Source organism: Vulcanibacillus modesticaldus (assembly GCF_001730235.1).
Taxonomy (GTDB): domain Bacteria; phylum Bacillota; class Bacilli; order Tepidibacillales; family Tepidibacillaceae; genus Vulcanibacillus; species Vulcanibacillus modesticaldus.
This window is the reverse complement of record NZ_MIJF01000032.1, coordinates 1-16,384: the sequence shown is the minus strand read 5'-3', so window position 1 is coordinate 16,384 and position 16,384 is coordinate 1. Positions and strand designations below refer to the sequence as shown.

Here is a 16,384-nt window from a genome sequence, read left to right as displayed (position 1 = left end):
CTCAATTAACAATCTTATTTACATGATTTATGCTACTGCTAATAAGTTAGATATTAATGTTAAACCTCATTAGGTTATTTTATTTCCTTTACAGCCTAATTGAACATCCTCTATCAAGGCTCAGGCAGTCAAGCGCTCTCCTTGACGGGTTGAGTCTTGATAGAGAAACTATGAATAGGCTGTAAGGTAAAAACATCTATTAACCTATTCGTATTTTCTAATACCAATACTAGATGGCGAAGAGCCAAAGAAAAAAACTGGAACAAGTAGTTCTTTATGGAGTTATGAATATTTTCACGAAGAAATACCAAAGAAAGGGGAAATATCAATCATTACTAATTGGGCTGGAAGACCTAAATGTGTTATTGAAACAACAAAAGTAGAAATAGTTAAATTTAATAAAGTAACTGAAGAATTTGCAAAAACAGAAGGGGAAGGAGTTAACTTAGAATATTGGAGAAAAGTACATTGGGATTTTTTTCAAAAAGAGTCTAGAATAACAGGAAAACTACCAGATGAAAATATGCCAATAGTTTGTGAGAACTTCAAAGTTATTTATGAATTCAAAGAATAAAGATAGTGGAATATTGCCCATCTTAGGCGACACATCCTTTCGTCAACCTATTCAGCATTTTTGAGCTCAAGTTAAAGCTAACCAAGGATAAGAAATACCTGTAACCTTGATGGTTGTCGTGAATATGTTCCGTTTTAAGAAATAATAGGAGGCTAACATGCTTTGGATTATTTATATATTAAATTATATATTACTAATGTATGTAATTAGGAAGATTCCAAAAGAAAAAGAGAAGAATTTTTGGTTGAAAGTTACTTTTCTTTACCTAGTTTCGATTATTACATTAAACATTAATATTCTGCCTATTCCTATAGGTTTAATCATTGCATTCTCCGTTGTAGATAAAGAAAAAACAATAAATAAATCTATAAAAAAAATAGTACTTCTATTTGGTTTGGTATATTTTATTCTAACTATTGTGGTACCTCCGATAGAAATTAAAGATATTTTAACCTATAATGAGCTTCATAAAGAAATTAGTAGATTTGAAGATGTTCACTCTATACATATATATGACGATACAGCTCCTATACAAAAAGAAATAAGAAAATACTATGATAGTGATTCTAGTTTATACTTACAGTTTATAACTTGGGTTCTTAATCAAAGAGGGATTGAAATTGTAAATAAAGAATGGCTTGAAGAGGCATATTCTAGAGATAATCTAAATTTTTATTGGTCTTCTATACAAATAGATGGTTTAACTAGGCATGTATATATTAGATTCAAGGACGGTAGTGGAGAATATTTTGGGATTTTTAAAAAGGAGAATGATGGAAGTCGATACTATTTAAAAACTGTTATCGAACACAGTGGCATAGAAGATGGAATTTATCCAACAATTTTTCCCTAAAATTTAAAATGAGGCGCCATTCGTCACATAACACACTTAGTCGTAATAAAGCCTTTGTTCTTTCGATTGGCAAATTATCGATCGCATCAATGACGTTAGTTAGTTTTATTTTAAATAATCAATTAAAAAATGATTCGGCGAAGAAAATAAAAGTAAGGGTGATGAAATTGAATAAAAAAATTTTGGTGTTTTTTGTTTTCATTCTATTACTAGGAGTATTTATTTTTAGTAGTTATACAAAACAAACAGATATTGAAAATGAATACAATGGAATAATATATTCATTAGACAGCAATTTTGAAAAAAAGACTTCAATTCTTCTTAAAGGTAAACTTTATAAAAGTTCACTAGGGAAGGGTAAATTTGTTGGAGAAATAATAGTTGATAATGATATTAGCCATGATTTATATATGGAAGAAGAAAGAAATAAGTCATATTTTGGGGTTATTACAAGTGTAAACGGTGGATATACCAAAACAATAGGAACTGTGTTTATATCTTCTGACTTTAATTCAATTTGGGGTAATTTTGAGAAAATAGACAAGAGATATAACATTAGCAGTTATATAGCTGGACCTGCAAAGAACAAAGAAGAAGGCAATAAAATAGCTCAAGAAATTATGCAAAGATAATCAACATTAATTAGTTATATAGATGCTATATCAGTGTACATCATATAACGTAATATTAGCGCAACAAATATCCCAGAACATATGGAGGAAACAATTTATCTCTAATAAAGAATATTTAATCTATATTTTTTAATCCCCCAAAATTTTTTTTCATCTTAGTAGAGAATAAGTTATGATCTATTTCTTCATTCTCTTCAACTTTAAAATCGTCAGATATATTAATGTCTTCTTCAAATGCTAGTTCATCATCGTGGATAAAATTTTCCTCTTGTATAGGTGTAGCGCTTGTTTGTTTAGATAAGAGTAAAATAGTTTTTTGCATCATTTTAATTTGTGCTTCTAAATCTCGAATTCTGGTTATATAAGATTTTATCTTTTCATTTTCTTCAGGATAGATATATTGATATAGTGCGTTCCTAATGCATTCAGATTTATCTTTCTGTTTTTCAAGAAATTCCTTTATTTCTCGGTCTCTTTTGGTATTTTTATAACGAAAGCTCGGCAAGCATGGTCACTCCTCTTTAGCCGACATAAGTGCATTTTTCCCATACCTTAAAAAACCTTCTGCATTAGCAAATTGACTATCATATTCACCTTGAGCTACGACGATGTTATCTGATTTAATATACCTTTTCAAGTGTTTTTCTAAGTGATTAGCAATTCCACCAGCTAGATAAATGGTATTAAAATTAAACCTTCCCCATATGGGGGCTAAGCTATTTATTATTTTATTCGCTTGCTTTTGGTATAGCTGTTCGATCTGAGTGTCTAACACTATTTTCTTTCCATTTATTACGATATATCTATTTTCAAGAACTGATAGCATGTCGATTTCATTTAGTTCATAGGCTTCTTCATTAAACTTTTGCTGAATCTTGACTAGTAATTCATTAAGCAAATCCTTTATACCTAAATCTTTCTCCTTAGTCCCTGATCTTTTATCAATAAAATCAAGTTCACTATTGAAGACCGCATAGTCTAATGTTCTATAGCCTTGGTCTATAATTGCATAGTTTCCTTTTTTAATACCTTGCTTAAAAGAACCATCTACATTTAATAGCATACTAAAAAAAGCTCCTACTCCCTGAGGTAATACTTTTACCTGTTCGATAATGACTTTTCGAGTAATTGGATTATCTTTATCAAGCAAGGTAACTAAATGTGATCCTAATAAGTCTTTTTTGTAAGAATTTGTAAGAGATTCATTTCTGTAATGGGATATTGGCAATCCTGTTAGCAGTACATAAGGAAAATCCTCTCCATAATGATCATTTATTAAAGCAAGTAAAGACAATAGTGCTGCTCTTGTCTCTTCTTTATTTAGTCTGTTTTCATCATAGACAAACATTCCGCTTTCCTGCTTAATTGCCAAATTTCCAATAAACCATTCTTTATCGTTTATTTTTACGTGTAAATCATTAAGACGATCATCTAGTGATTTATTTTCCTTAAATCCTTTAAAAGTTATAGTATTCCCCTCTCCGACGACACTTGGTATCTTGAAACTGGCAATATCACTGAAAAGTTTAATGTAACCAAACCCTAAATCGACCGCCACTAATTGCTTATCTTTCATCCTATCTCCTCCCATATGCACTACATTGTAGTACATACTTATGCTTTAGAAGCCTAGATATTCCTGTTAAATTTATTCAGTTTAAAAAGGTGTAATACGAATGTACTACATTATATATCGTTATTTTCTAAAGTCAGGTGATAGTGGCATAAATGAAAAATTACTTTAATAAAGATATCCTAGTAAGTTCTGTTTGGGTGTGGTGGGTTTGGGGAAGTTAAACGTGTACGAAGCATTGGATATCCTAAAAAAATATTACATCACGGAATCAAAGCAAATGGTTACGAGATGGATAAGACAAAATAAAATAAAAGCAATTAGAACGGATAATAGGAAACAAGGCTGGGAGATCGATGAAGAAGACTTATATGCTTTTATTGAAACCCTACGTCCTGGACTCAGGAAAATATATCAGGAAATTGAAAAATTGAAACAAGAAAATAAAATGCTTAAAGAGATATCGAAAAAAGTTATAGCAGAGGTTGAACTAAAGCAACTCAGTTTTGATGATTTTGAAGAAATAAATACTAAAAAGAAGCGTGGGAAGTATGGCAAAATTACTCCTTCGTTATTGAAGAAGGTATTTTTCGCTAGCAATGAACTTAAATATTTTAGCGAGACAGAACGTGATTATAAATTTCGGGAATTCTATAATCTATTCTTTGAGAATGGTAAATTAAAACCCGAACTATTTGATACCGATAAAAATGTATATATTTGTCCAGTTACTTATATAGCCTATGATTACCCAAAACCATTAATAAAAAATGCAGTTAAGGAGTTTTTAGAACCAAGATTATTTTAAACTCTTAACTGCACTTGTCACTCAGTTAAATTTAATTCAATATCTATCTCCTTATCACCCAGTATAGTTACTTTTTCCACTATGGTTTTTAATAAAGCTTTTGTTCTTTCGATTGGTAAATTATCAATTGCATCAATGACGTTAGTTAATTTTGTTCTTATGTTTTGTTCAAGTTGTTTTAGGTCATAAGAAGGTTCGTAGTTTGCCCTTTTAGCCTCGTTAATTATCTTTTTCATTTTTTTTCTTTCCTCGTTAAGATCATCTAGTTCAATTAATCCAGCAGTATAAGCTTCAACTTTTCTCTTATAACGTTTTTTTGCCGTTTGGATTTTTTGTTCTATATCCTGATAATGCTGATCATGAATTTTTTCTTCTAATGCTATTTTAAGGTTATTATCGATGGAGTTATAAAGGGATAGAAGTCCCTGTTTAAACCACGTTTCTACTTCATTAGCTTTATATTGTTTACTAGTGCAAGTACCTTTGTTTTTATTGGCGGAACATCGATAGACTCGGTATCGATTATTTTTTGACCCCGACCAGCCAATACTCATTCCAGATCCACAATTACCACACTTTAATAACCCTCCGAGTAAATGAGGACTTGTTTGAGCACGAGAAGCCATTTGTTTTTTATTTACTTTCTTTTGAACCATTTCCCATGTTATTTTATCAATAATCGCTGGTAAAGCATCATCTACGATTATCCAATCATCAGCATCTTTTTCAGTTCTCTTTTTCTTACTGGAATCAACTCTGTTCCATACTAGCGTGCCTTTATATACAGGGTTTGTTAGCATTCGTTTAATTGAACGAATCGTCCATTCTTTATTTTGTTTAGATGGTATCCCCTTGTTATTTAGGTATTTAGCAATTGCATAATAGCCTAACCCATCATCAGCGTACATTTTATATACTAGATTTACAATTTTAGCCTCGGGTTCATATACAACTAATTGTTTATCCTCAAGCTGATATCCATAAGGACTTTGGGTAAGCCATTTCCCTTGTTTTGCAGCGTGATACATGTTCTCATAAACCCGCTCTCTAATCCGCTCCCTTTCAAATTCAGCTACCGCACCTAATATTTGCAGTGTTAATCTGCCTGGGGGAGTGTTTGTATCGAATGACTCACTAATCGAAACAAAAGAAACATCATATTCTTGAAATAAATCTATGATGGTTAAAAGATCTAATAGTTTTCTACTTAAGCGATCTAATTTAGTAACCATTACCTTTGTTATTATCCCAGCTTTAACATCTTTAACTAATTTGTTAAGATTAGGTCTATCTAAATTTTTAGCCGAATATCCATCGTCAACATAATTACGTGTTTCAATATTCCACCCCATTGCTCTACAGTATGCTTTTAAACGTTCTTGTTGTTCTTCTAAAGAGACTCCCTCTCGAGCTTGTTCATCGGTAGAAACACGGCTGTATAAAGCAATATATTTTAAATCGTCTATCATTGATATCACCTTATTTAGTTTGTCTTATTAATATGTAATGCTCAGATAATCCTAATATGCTTTATAAAATTAACAGGGTTGTCCTTCCTTTCTACCTGCATATGTTTTATTGAGGGGGGACTCCTATGGAAGATATTAGGGTTAGTTTTACTATTAAACATGAGTCACAAGTAATAAAACTTAGTAATATAGAAAAAATTAAGGATCACCCCATATTTGATGTTCTGGAAAAAAATTTATTAATATTAGAAAAAAAGATGTATTCAGAAGCAGCGACAACAATTTTAAATGATCAATTAAAAAATGATTCGGTAAATAAAATAAAAGTAATTTTTAAATAACGAAAAGAGACTACCTTACTAAGATAGTCTCCTTTTTTTTATCAAATTATTCATATTCATAAATAAATGTTCATTATTATGATTAAAACATATTTTATTTGTCCATAATGATACTAACTACTAGATTTCTTATTAAAAACTTCGATGCCTTTTTCAACGGTAGATAAAAGATAATCTGTAAGTTCAGGATTGTTTTCTGCTAATTGCTTTAAAAGGAGGTTGACTCGTTCAATACGGTATAGAAGCTCGTTGTCAATTTCACCTAGATCAACAGTCGGAAATATTTCTAACTCATCCTGAAGTTTTTCTAATAAGGAGAGGTGAATAGTTTCTGTTTTACCAGTTTCAAGATTACTTAAATAACCTGATGAAACACCAAGTTTGTTTGCGAATTCATTTAATCCAATACCTTTTTTGACACGAATTGCTCGAACTCTTTGTCCCAAATTTCTCATTTTGATCCCCTCCTACATGTAGTATAACATCATTTTTTAAAGAAAGGAGAATAAATTTTGGGAAAATTTAAAAAAGTTAACGATTTATCGGTTAACTCAGTAAGTTATGTAAATGACCCAGACGCAGCAAGAAAATGGTTTGATATTATCCTAGAAATTTTGAAAGAAGAATTTGAAAAAGAGGCTTCTAAAAAGATGGATTAGCTGAATAAGTTTTTATTAAGTTTGTGAATGGAGTGTGAATGGAAATGTCTGTTGCAGCCTATTGCAGAAAATCTATAAATTCACAAGAGCATTCAATAGAAACACAAAAGTTTCTAGCTAGGGAAGCTGCAGCAAAGTTTAATTTAGTTATCGATGAATATTACATTGATGATGCAATATCAGCAAAGAAGACGAAGATAGACGAAAGAAGCAGTTTAAAAAGATTGCTTGACGATATTGAAAGTGAAAAAGTTACTACATTATTTGTGTACAAAAGGGATAGATTAGCAAGAAATGTAGAGCAATACATGGAAATATATGAATTATTTAAAAGGAAAAATGTCAATGTAATCTTTACAGCAGAAAATGAAATTTCGTTGCAATACACACCAGCAGGAGAGTTTTTTGAACTAATTATGGCGGGATTTAATGAAAGAGAAGTCGATCAAATTCATCAAAGGATTAGAGAAACAAAAAATACAATGGTTAAGCAAGGGAAATTACAGAGTGGAAGAATACCATATGGTTATATAGTGGATAAGGAAGGATATTTAATTCCTGATAAAAATGTTGTGAATGATATTAAATTTATTTTTACAGAATTTGTTGAGCAGGATTTTAAAAACTTTTCAGCATTTGTAAAGCATATTAATGACATCGGTATCAAGTATAAAGCGGGGGAGAAAGCAACGGCTTGGAAAGATTCTAATTTAAGAACACTAATTCGCAACCCTGTCTATATAGGAATTCGTTTTGTTAGTGAGACTGATGGTGAAAAGTATGAGTTCCAAAATGAATCATTGAAGGTAGTAGATGAGAATTTATGGAAAACTGCACAAAGAAAATACGAATTAAACTATTCTCGGAAGAAGAACGTAGAAGTTGATGATATAAGAAATATAGGATTTTTGTTAAATGGACTAGTTGTTTGTGGAAAGTGTGGAGTTCAAGTGAACGGAAAAGTTATTCAAGATATAAATGGTCAAAGAATGGGGATTTATCAATGCAATAGGCATAAAAAATATATGATGGAAAAGAAAAATATAGAAAAACAAGTATTGAAAAAGGCAAAATCTATCTTTTTAGAAATAGCAAATGTAAGAGGTAAAAAGATAATTATACAGGACTTTAAGAGTTATGAGGAAGATTATATGAAAAAAGTTAAGAAGCTTGAAGAGAAGATAAGTACGTTGGAGAATGAATTAGCTTCGATGTCAAAGGAGTGGTTAAATAATAAAAGTAACGAAAAGTTAAAGGAGAAGATGTTTGAAAAGCTAGATGATATTAAAAAGAAAAAAGAAGAGCTAAGCAAATATAAGTATTCTATTTATTTCCTGAGAAAATACCCTATTGAGGAGAGATTTGATTATTATAAGTCTAACTTTAATATTGAACAATTAAATGTTGAGCAACAAATTGAATTGATTAAGGATGTCGTAGATAGAATATATCTAGGTCCAGGTACTAATGTTATGTTATTTAAATTTCCAACAGACGTAGTAACTAACATATACGAAAATGCGATTATCTGATATCTTAAAGCCTGGAATGAGGGGGGCATTCTATGGACGACATTCAACAGATAAACAAACAATGGCTGCTCAACTATCTTCTGCAAAGGGATTAATTGAAAAATATCAATGTGTATTAGTTGGGGAATATCTAGATGAGGGTGTTTCTGCGAGAAAGAAGGATATAGACAATCGAAAAGGGATAAAAAATCTTTTGGCAGATGCTTACCTTGGAAAATATGATTTTGTTGTAGTGTCTAATCATGATCGGCTAGCCAGAAGTCCAAAAGAACATTTTAAGATTCGTCGTACGATGAAAGAGGAAAATATTCCTATTGTGATTAGCAGTACAGAGAGTTTATATGATTCTGGAGACATAATAGTAAATCTTATTTATGATGGCACCTCAAAGTTTGAAATAGATAATACAAGAATCAGAACGAGAGATACGATGCGTAAAATTGCAAAGGAAGGAAAATGGGCTGGAGGGGTCGCTCCTTATGGATACAGGTATGTAGCACAAGAGGGTAGATTTGAACAAGTTGAGGAAGAAATAGCGATTGTACGAAAGATATTTGAACTGTACAGAAAAAATGAGGGATTTAAATCTATTGCTAATCAACTAGAAGGTGGTAGTTATAGAGGAAAGGATTGGGACAAAAATAAAGTTAAGTATGTCATCACTAATCCTTTTTATGCAGGATACATTTCTTTGTACAGAAGAAAGGAAAATAATCATCAAGCAATAATAGATGATAGAGATAATTGGATAATGGAAAAAAGCGATTTAATTGATCCAGTCATCTCGATTGAAGATTGGGAAGCTTGTTGGGATTTGTATCAAAGAAGAAAAAAGCTAGAAATAGCTCCTAAGCATTATCATACAAGCTTTATATTGGGTGGTTACGTTTACTGCAAAAAGTGTGGAAGTAAATTAAAAACGAAAGATCAAAGAACAACAAGTAGAGCATTGCATCCCGATGGAACAAGAAAGGTGTATGGCGATAAAGTATATCGATGCTTAGAGTGCAAATATTCTATAAAAGATTATCAACTGCACGAAATAATTGAAGATTTACTGTTAGAAATTAGGGAAGCTAAGCATGAAGAACTTGCAAGAAAATTAGTGGAAAGCTTAAAAGAAGATGTCCAAGGTTTAAATGATGAGATAAAAGAACTTGAATTAACCATAGCTGAAAATAAAACTAATATTGCAAAAATAGATAGAGAAATTCAAAGTTACTTAAGTAAAGAAACAGATGAGAATAAAGCTATGGTTAATATTTTAACGGTCACCAAGAAAAAAATAACGAATAGAAACGAGCAGCTAAGGAAGCTAATAAATGAAAAATTAAATCGGATTAAATATAAACAAGAAGTAGAAATGAATGAAGAACTGTTAAGTAAAAAAATAAAGGAGTTCTCTGTTCCAATAGATGATCTTAATAATAGGGATCTCAAAAGGTTGATTGATTTTCTGGTAAATAAGATTGAAGTTTTTGTTGAAGAAGATAAGGATGGGAATTTGAAAGGATATGTTGATATCATTACGAGGCACTCATTAAAAATGAAAAAAACATTATAAAATCACTTCTTCAAGTTGGGGGAAGTGATTTTTTTATGTTCTTAGCTTTAACAAGGAAAGTAGAGAAAAAAAGAGAAGAAATGAATTGGATTTTTCAATAAAAATAAATCAATATTAATTAAATATAAAATTGTATTAAAATCTCGGTTATAGGGATAAGGAGAATCAATGCTTCATAAATTTCTCGGTTATAAGGACAGGGGCACGATCGTTCCCCTGCCCCTAAAACCGAGCTTGATATGACTGGATTCCTCTGAATTTACTGTTATCAAGGGTTTGAAGGATTTAATTTTACTTTAGTAATTTTACTAAAGTAAGATCTCGGTCATAAGGTATGAACAAAAAATAAAAATCACCTTTTCTCGGTGATTTGGTAGGAAAATTAAATTAATTCAGAAAAATCTTACCAGGCACTGAGTTTTATGGTAATATTAGATTGTTTGAAAGAAGTTATATATTATTAAATAATAATGCTACAAGCCTATCTTAGATTAGTAGAAACAAGTTAGAAGGAGGGACTATATGACTCTGTCTACTTTTCTTACTAATGGATTACTCATTAAAAAAGTCTATAAAGAAGTTGTTGATATGATAAAGACGATAGATGATTATCTCCAGGAACAGGATTTTGAAGATGTCAAGGAATTGTCGTCATATTTTTTTAGTGGTAAAGTCCCATATGGAACTATAGTGAATTTACAAGGAAGGTTTTCTGAATATTCACACACTTATCATCCGTATACATATATGCCGACATTTCCACAAAAAATTGAGCATAAGAAAATTAGCCCTTACAGAGGAAGTATTAAATTTAGATTTGATCTCTTTCAACCACCAGTTGAAACCATTCCAGAAATAAATGTTGAAGGTAAAAATTATAAAATAGGTTTTATTTATCCTAATAATTTTACTGGTTTTATTTATGAGCCCGCTTATAAAAATTATGATGAGGCATTACAGGCAGGTAAGCCATATCTTCATTTGCCTGATTCAGCTAAACCTATACCTATTATCTATAAATTAGATAGACCATTAAATAATGGTGATATATATATAATAAAAGCAAAGATAATAGAATTACCATATGAGCATTTAAAAGTTATTACTAGACACTTATACAGGTTCCCATTAAATATATATGAAAGGGCTATTGATTTGTTTTCCTCTGATAAAAAATCTTTATGTTTGCTAGTGGATTCAGAACCAACGTATATAAAAGAAACTGAACAATTTTCTCCAGAAAAATTCCCGATGACATTTTTCATAGAAACTCATATTGAAAACGATGGAACAATTAAAGATATTGAACAGCTAATTAGAAATTCTATTCCAGATTTGGCTGATAAAAAAGCTCCGATAAAAAGTACAAATTATAAAGGCTTTGAAGATTATTTTGGATTCTTTACAAATGGAAATGTATATATTCTGTATCGAAGACCTTCTATAATTGGCTTTTATGTGGAAGTTGATCCCATGAATAATCTCGACTATCAAGAGAAAATCTCTGAATTACATGGAAAAATAAGAAAATTTAACAGACAATTGCAAAACATGACTGACAGAAGAATTAAATTACATGTAGATTTTATTTCTGATAGAAGACTAATAAATATTCTTGGACTTCAAAGAGTTTTAGAGTCTAATGAGCTTGAAAAAATATTAAAAGAGTATCCTGAATTTATTGATACTAGAAATTGGCTAACAAAAAAATAAAAAGAGTTCTGTGTTTAATCTTTGTTGTTATATCAATAAGAGAAGCATAACTATATGCATATCTTTTTTATTTATAATATTGTTATTTTATGGTAATATTCAGGTATAATTAAATAATTTCGAATATTTGAATAGTTTAAAATTGTTATCTGATGATAAATATTTTGAAAAGAGTGGGGGAGAAAAATGTTTAATGCAACTCATTCTCATCGTGGTATTAAAAAGGGGTTAGATATTAAGGGAAGTTCTCAGGAAGTAAATATTGTATATAAATTTAGTGAAGTTTTCTTTGTAACTTTTTCAAGAGAAAGCAGATTTAAGAATTCAGAGTATAATTTTGTTTTTCTAAAGCCAGATTCAATCTTTAAAGAAAAATTTAACTTATCTAATGAGGTACTACTATTATTTTCAAATTATGAGGAATTTGATACGAGAACAATGGATTTTGTTGATAAAACTCTACAGGAATTTGATAACAGATTAGATAAAGTATGTATATTGTTAGTTAGTAAAGATCCCAAAATTGAATTAAAGATCGAAAAGTTAAATAATGATAATAAAGATTCTAAGATAGTAGTTCCATTTACTTACAAGGAATTTGAAGGAACAGGTTTATCAGTAAATAGTATAGAAAATAGGTTTCGAAAATATTTTTATAATCGAGATTTGTTTGCGTTGGAATCACCACTTAAAAATGATGCGTACTTTTTCGGAAGAAACAAAGTTGTTCAAAATTTTTATGACAAATATAGCTTAGGTGAACATTCTGGTTTATTCGGTTTAAGGAAAATTGGTAAAACGTCAGTACTCTTTTCATTAGAAAGACTTATAAAATTAAGAAATGGTATTAGTATATACTTAGATTGTCAAAATACGTCAATTAATAAATCGGAGTGGTATGAATTATTATTTATTATTATCAATTCTCTGAAAGAAAAATATAATTTAGATTTAGAGATAAATAGGTCAGAATATAATAGCAGGTTTGCTTCTGAAAGTTTTGAAAAAGATTTAAAGAGTATTTATCATTTATTAGGTGAAAGACGGATACTAATAATTTTAGATGAAATAGAACATATTTCTTTTAGCACTTCAGTATCTGATCATTGGGCTAGCGGTAAAAGTTACTTAGATTTTTGGCAAACGATAAGAGCAATATACCATAAAAACGAAGATTTGTTTAGTTTTATAATAGCTGGTGTTAATCCACTATGTGTTGAAGAACCGCTTGTAAATGGTTTTGATAATCCAATTTTTAGTATGATAAAACCAACGTATTTAAATTTATTTACTGTTGATAATGTTAAACAAATGGTAGGAAATATAGGTCATTACATGGGTTTGCATTTTGAAGAAGAAATATATACATATCTTACAGAAGACTATGGTGGGCATCCATTTCTAATTAGACAAGTATGTAGCTTAATTAATGAGAGTGTAACTCACAGAAGACCTACCACAATAACCAAATATATGTATAAACGAGACAAAAAAGAATATGATTTGAAAATACATGAATATATTCAATTAATACTTTCTATATTAAATCGATGGTATCCCCAAGAATATAAACTATTAGAAGAACTTGTTATCAATGGAAATAATGAATTTAGGACAAGATTTGGTGATTATGAAAAGATTATAAAACATCTTAAAGGTTATGGAATTTTAAAAGAAGATAATGGTGAATATTTTATAACTATTGATGCTATAAAGAAATACATTCAAAGTAATGTAAAAAGAAGGGAAAACTTGAGCACTAAAGAAGGTATGTGGAAGGAGGTAAGTGTTAGAAGAAATACTATCGAGGAAAAACTAAGAAAAATAATTTTGATATCTCTATCGTCTAAATATGGACCTAAACGAGCTAGAGAATTAATAATTCAGCACACGAGAAATAAGGATAAAATAGATGGATTAAAAATTCAAGAGATAATATCAGAAAAAATGTATTTTAGAGAATTAAAAGATTTAATTTTAAAGGAATGGACGGTGTTTAATAATATTTTTCATGAAAAGGAAAAATTTATGATATTTGTCGATTTTATAAATAAAATGAGAATTGATGCACATGCAAAAGATATTGATGAGTCAGACTTGGCTATTTTACTTATCTCTTTCAAATGGTTAGAAGAAAAAATTGATGATGTGTTAATATAACTTGTCATTGTAATTCGGCATATTTGTATAATAATATTTAGCAAGAAAAAAAGGTGATAAAATGCCATGTTAGAGTATGATGTTTTTGTTGATGAGTCGGGAAATTCTGGACTAAACTTATTTGATTATAATCAGCCTTATTTTTGGGTAAGTGCACTCATAGCACCTAAAAACTCTAATCAAGTTATTGATTATGAAGTTAAGAAATTAAAAGATAAGATTAGAGTAGAAGAATTACATGGAAATGAGTTGGGCTTAGGAAGAATAAATAAATTAGCACACGACATTATAGAAGTTTATAGAGAAATAAAAGCTAAATTTATCTTTGTTAGGGTACATAAATCTCATGTATCTACAATGAAATTTGTAGACTGTTTAATTGATAGCGCACATAACCCCGCAATACCTGAATTTTATTATTTTTTTAGAGAAAATAGGATTATAATTGCTCATTCTATTTCAGCTTATTTCGGGCTTGAACTTCAGAAATGGTTCTGGGAAATCTATATTTCAGGAAATGTTAACGAATTTAAAAAATTATTATTAAATTTTAAAGACATATATTCTTATAATATGCCAGATCCTAGATTAAAAGAAATTATCTTAGATGCGCTTAATTTTGCGATTGATCACCCAGAGGAAATTCTTGATGATTTCAAAAATGAATTTGAGTCCCCCAATCTTATTTCTTTTAGTTTACTTTTAGACGGATTAAAAAAGTCACTTCCAAAAAACAATTCAAAAATAGATTCAATAATACATGACGAACAAAGTCAATTTGCTAAATATATAAAAAAGATGTTTGAATACTTAAGTAAAATGACTATTAAAGAACAATATAGCAAGTTCCCTGTTATAGAAATAGATGATAAATTTAATAAAAGTATTGAATTCAGTCCATCTTCAAAAAATGCAGGATTACAACTCATAGATGTAACCATGTGGTTATTAAAACAGAAAATAGATAAGAAGAAAGTAATACATGGTGAAGCATCAGATCTGATTCATTTTATAAGTGAGAATGGTATCATTTTAGAGTTTAGTCATGAATCCCAGTCAGAAGAAGTGAAAAAAATATGTCAAGACCTTATGTCTAGAGAATTTACAACAAAACAAATTAATCAAGCAGAAGCCTATCTAAGTGCATTGGAGAAAGAACGTAAAAATAATATTAAAAATAGGATGTAAAATCATCATAATTATAGTTAAATTTACAGTTGGCACTATTTACAATATATTATTGATTTTTCTACTGTAGGGTTGTTCTCTAACGAATGCATTAATATTTATAACTTAGAGGATAGGGTAGTGAAGCATATATTAAAATAGGAGAATACATCAAGAATAACATCAGTAAATCTATCAGAATTGATGTTGTAAGAGACTATGTAAAAAAAATTGAAAAATTTTGGGAAGGAAACGGTATAAGATGAAAATTCCTATATTTGTGAAAATATCTTTTTGGGGCATGTTATTCTATATTATGGGTGCGTTCTTGTTAGGTAATGTTGCTCAGGAAAGCCAATTTTATAATTATTGGATTACGTATGGCACTATTTTATTGGGATTTGTTGCAGTTGGAGCAGGTGTGTCTTGGATTATACAAATAAAGTCGGCAGCTAAGTTTATTATCCATTCTTTATTAACATCATTAACTATACTACTTATACCATTTGTAATTTCATTTTTCTTACCAGATGCTTATGTTGAACAAGTATCAAATAATGTAGTAATTGATATAGAACATTATGATGTATCTATAATATTTGGTTTCGGAAGCCTAATAACAATGGGAATTTCTTTAATTATAACACTTATTGGCTCATTTAATCTTTTATTCAAACGTAAATAAACAAATAGAGACACAGGGATGATGCTAGAAATTAGTAAAAAGTGTTCAATTTTACTTGACGGTTATAAATATATTCATACTGCTCCATGAAATATAAGGGGTTTTTATTATATGGAACTTTCTAAGTATGTGAATTCAAAATTTTTAAAAAAATTCTGATTACAAATGCAATTATAATCGGTTTTTTATTCATTTATCTGTCATTTGATCGTTTTTCTCTATTTTTTGAGTATTTAGAGATTCTGGGTTATTGGGATGTAACCATATTAACTATTATCTTTTTGTTTTTAGCGTGTATAAAACAATTTAAGTTTTCCACTATAAATGAAGTTAACAGTTATAAAGAGTCAAAATCTACTATGATAGTTTTAATAATGTTAATTCTATATTCTTTATACACGATTGAATGGAGTTAGTATAGTTTTGTGGACACACCTTAGTTAAGTCTAATACAATAATTTTGAGAGGATGTGTCCTATATGAAAAGAAAAGGTGTAGCAAAAAAATATACTGAAGATTTTAAACAAACAATAGTGGAACTCTACAATTCTGGAACTCCAGTAAAAAAATTAAGTAGCGAATATGGTGTATCTGAAGTAACGATATATAAATGGATTAGGTCCTATACCCCTGTAGGTGAAGGAAAGGATTCCT

The 16,384-nt window shown here is 29.6% G+C and carries 17 protein-coding genes; 13 read left to right on the top strand and 4 right to left on the bottom strand.

The window, feature by feature from the left end; genetic code table 11:
• Positions 1–220 precede the first annotated feature (220 nt).
• The 3 genes from BHF71_RS12595 (at position 221) to BHF71_RS07115 (ending at position 2,059) form a co-directional block, all read left to right on the top strand.
• Entirely contained in the window at positions 221–574 is a 354-nt protein-coding gene (locus BHF71_RS12595; protein WP_084024367.1) for an ASCH domain-containing protein, read from the top strand.
• Between the two features lie 157 nt (positions 575–731).
• Positions 732–1,427: a hypothetical protein gene (locus tag BHF71_RS07120; RefSeq protein ID WP_069656980.1), complete on the top strand. Its 696-nt coding sequence runs from the start codon at positions 732–734 to the stop codon at positions 1,425–1,427.
• A 167-nt stretch (positions 1,428–1,594) separates the two neighbouring features.
• On the top strand, positions 1,595–2,059 hold the full coding sequence (locus tag BHF71_RS07115) for a hypothetical protein (protein WP_069656979.1): 465 nt from the start codon (positions 1,595–1,597) through the stop codon (positions 2,057–2,059).
• Positions 2,060–2,174: 115 nt separating this feature from the next.
• Here BHF71_RS07115 and BHF71_RS07110 read toward each other — a convergent pair whose 3' ends face one another.
• Positions 2,175–2,564, bottom strand: a complete 390-nt coding sequence (locus BHF71_RS07110) for a hypothetical protein (RefSeq protein WP_069656978.1) — start codon at positions 2,562–2,564, stop codon at positions 2,175–2,177.
• Between the two features lie 6 nt (positions 2,565–2,570).
• Positions 2,571–3,635, bottom strand: coding sequence for a ParM/StbA family protein (locus tag BHF71_RS07105; protein ID WP_069656977.1), 1,065 nt, complete (start codon positions 3,633–3,635; stop codon positions 2,571–2,573).
• Between the two features lie 208 nt (positions 3,636–3,843).
• On the opposite strand from BHF71_RS07105, the gene BHF71_RS07100 reads away from it, so the two are divergent.
• On the top strand, positions 3,844–4,440 hold the full coding sequence (locus tag BHF71_RS07100; protein ID WP_141705350.1) for a MerR family transcriptional regulator: 597 nt from the start codon (positions 3,844–3,846) through the stop codon (positions 4,438–4,440).
• A gap of 17 nt (positions 4,441–4,457) precedes the next feature.
• On the opposite strand, the gene BHF71_RS07095 is transcribed toward BHF71_RS07100, so the two are convergent.
• The gene (locus BHF71_RS07095) at positions 4,458–5,909 is read right to left on the bottom strand and encodes a recombinase family protein (RefSeq protein ID WP_069656975.1); all 1,452 of its coding nucleotides are present in this window, start codon (positions 5,907–5,909) and stop codon (positions 4,458–4,460) included.
• A gap of 125 nt (positions 5,910–6,034) precedes the next feature.
• On the opposite strand from BHF71_RS07095, the gene BHF71_RS07090 reads away from it, so the two are divergent.
• Positions 6,035–6,250, top strand: coding sequence for a hypothetical protein (locus BHF71_RS07090; protein ID WP_069656974.1), 216 nt, complete (start codon positions 6,035–6,037; stop codon positions 6,248–6,250).
• 113 nt (positions 6,251–6,363) lie between these two features.
• Here BHF71_RS07090 and BHF71_RS07085 read toward each other — a convergent pair whose 3' ends face one another.
• On the bottom strand, positions 6,364–6,705 hold the full coding sequence (locus tag BHF71_RS07085) for a helix-turn-helix domain-containing protein (protein ID WP_069656973.1): 342 nt from the start codon (positions 6,703–6,705) through the stop codon (positions 6,364–6,366).
• A 57-nt stretch (positions 6,706–6,762) separates the two neighbouring features.
• Between BHF71_RS07085 and BHF71_RS12105 the strand changes: the two genes are divergently transcribed.
• The 8 genes from BHF71_RS12105 to BHF71_RS07050 all read left to right on the top strand — a co-directional run.
• Entirely contained in the window at positions 6,763–6,909 is a 147-nt protein-coding gene (locus BHF71_RS12105) for a hypothetical protein (protein WP_176717325.1), read from the top strand.
• A gap of 38 nt (positions 6,910–6,947) precedes the next feature.
• Complete coding sequence (locus BHF71_RS07080) at positions 6,948–8,441, top strand: recombinase family protein (RefSeq protein ID WP_069656972.1); 1,494 nt, start codon at positions 6,948–6,950, stop codon at positions 8,439–8,441.
• Positions 8,428–10,005: a recombinase family protein gene (locus BHF71_RS07075; RefSeq protein ID WP_069656971.1), complete on the top strand. Its 1,578-nt coding sequence runs from the start codon at positions 8,428–8,430 to the stop codon at positions 10,003–10,005. The genes BHF71_RS07080 and BHF71_RS07075 overlap by 14 nt, the downstream gene beginning before the upstream one ends.
• A 522-nt stretch (positions 10,006–10,527) precedes the next feature.
• The gene (locus tag BHF71_RS07070; RefSeq protein WP_069656970.1) at positions 10,528–11,718 is read left to right on the top strand and encodes a hypothetical protein; all 1,191 of its coding nucleotides are present in this window, start codon (positions 10,528–10,530) and stop codon (positions 11,716–11,718) included.
• A 186-nt stretch (positions 11,719–11,904) separates the two neighbouring features.
• Positions 11,905–13,878: a P-loop NTPase family protein gene (locus BHF71_RS07065; protein WP_069656969.1), complete on the top strand. Its 1,974-nt coding sequence runs from the start codon at positions 11,905–11,907 to the stop codon at positions 13,876–13,878.
• Positions 13,879–13,944: 66 nt separating this feature from the next.
• Entirely contained in the window at positions 13,945–15,066 is a 1,122-nt protein-coding gene (locus BHF71_RS07060) for a DUF3800 domain-containing protein (RefSeq protein ID WP_069656968.1), read from the top strand.
• A gap of 295 nt (positions 15,067–15,361) precedes the next feature.
• Positions 15,362–15,730 (top strand): hypothetical protein, encoded by a 369-nt coding sequence (locus BHF71_RS07055; RefSeq protein ID WP_141705349.1) that lies wholly within the window; start codon positions 15,362–15,364, stop codon positions 15,728–15,730.
• Positions 15,731–16,209: 479 nt separating this feature from the next.
• The coding region (locus tag BHF71_RS07050) for a transposase (protein WP_084024127.1) at positions 16,210–16,384 on the top strand (175 nt) is incomplete at its 3' end.

Bases quoted from the DNA above. Each gene is read 5' to 3' on its own strand.
- BHF71_RS07120 (WP_069656980.1), top strand. From the start codon at position 732: ATGCTTTGGATTATTTATATATTAAATTATATATTACTAATGTATGTA.
- BHF71_RS07105 (WP_069656977.1), bottom strand. From the start codon at position 3,635: ATGAAAGATAAGCAATTAGTGGCGGTCGATTTAGGGTTTGGTTACATT.
- BHF71_RS07095 (WP_069656975.1), bottom strand. From the start codon at position 5,909: ATGATAGACGATTTAAAATATATTGCTTTATACAGCCGTGTTTCTACC.
- BHF71_RS07090 (WP_069656974.1), top strand. From the start codon at position 6,035: ATGGAAGATATTAGGGTTAGTTTTACTATTAAACATGAGTCACAAGTA.
- BHF71_RS07085 (WP_069656973.1), bottom strand. From the start codon at position 6,705: ATGAGAAATTTGGGACAAAGAGTTCGAGCAATTCGTGTCAAAAAAGGT.
- BHF71_RS07080 (WP_069656972.1), top strand. From the start codon at position 6,948: ATGGAAATGTCTGTTGCAGCCTATTGCAGAAAATCTATAAATTCACAA.
- BHF71_RS07075 (WP_069656971.1), top strand. From the start codon at position 8,428: ATGCGATTATCTGATATCTTAAAGCCTGGAATGAGGGGGGCATTCTAT.
- BHF71_RS07070 (WP_069656970.1), top strand. From the start codon at position 10,528: ATGACTCTGTCTACTTTTCTTACTAATGGATTACTCATTAAAAAAGTC.
- BHF71_RS07065 (WP_069656969.1), top strand. From the start codon at position 11,905: ATGTTTAATGCAACTCATTCTCATCGTGGTATTAAAAAGGGGTTAGAT.
- BHF71_RS07060 (WP_069656968.1), top strand. From the start codon at position 13,945: ATGTTAGAGTATGATGTTTTTGTTGATGAGTCGGGAAATTCTGGACTA.
- BHF71_RS07055 (WP_141705349.1), top strand. From the start codon at position 15,362: ATGGGTGCGTTCTTGTTAGGTAATGTTGCTCAGGAAAGCCAATTTTAT.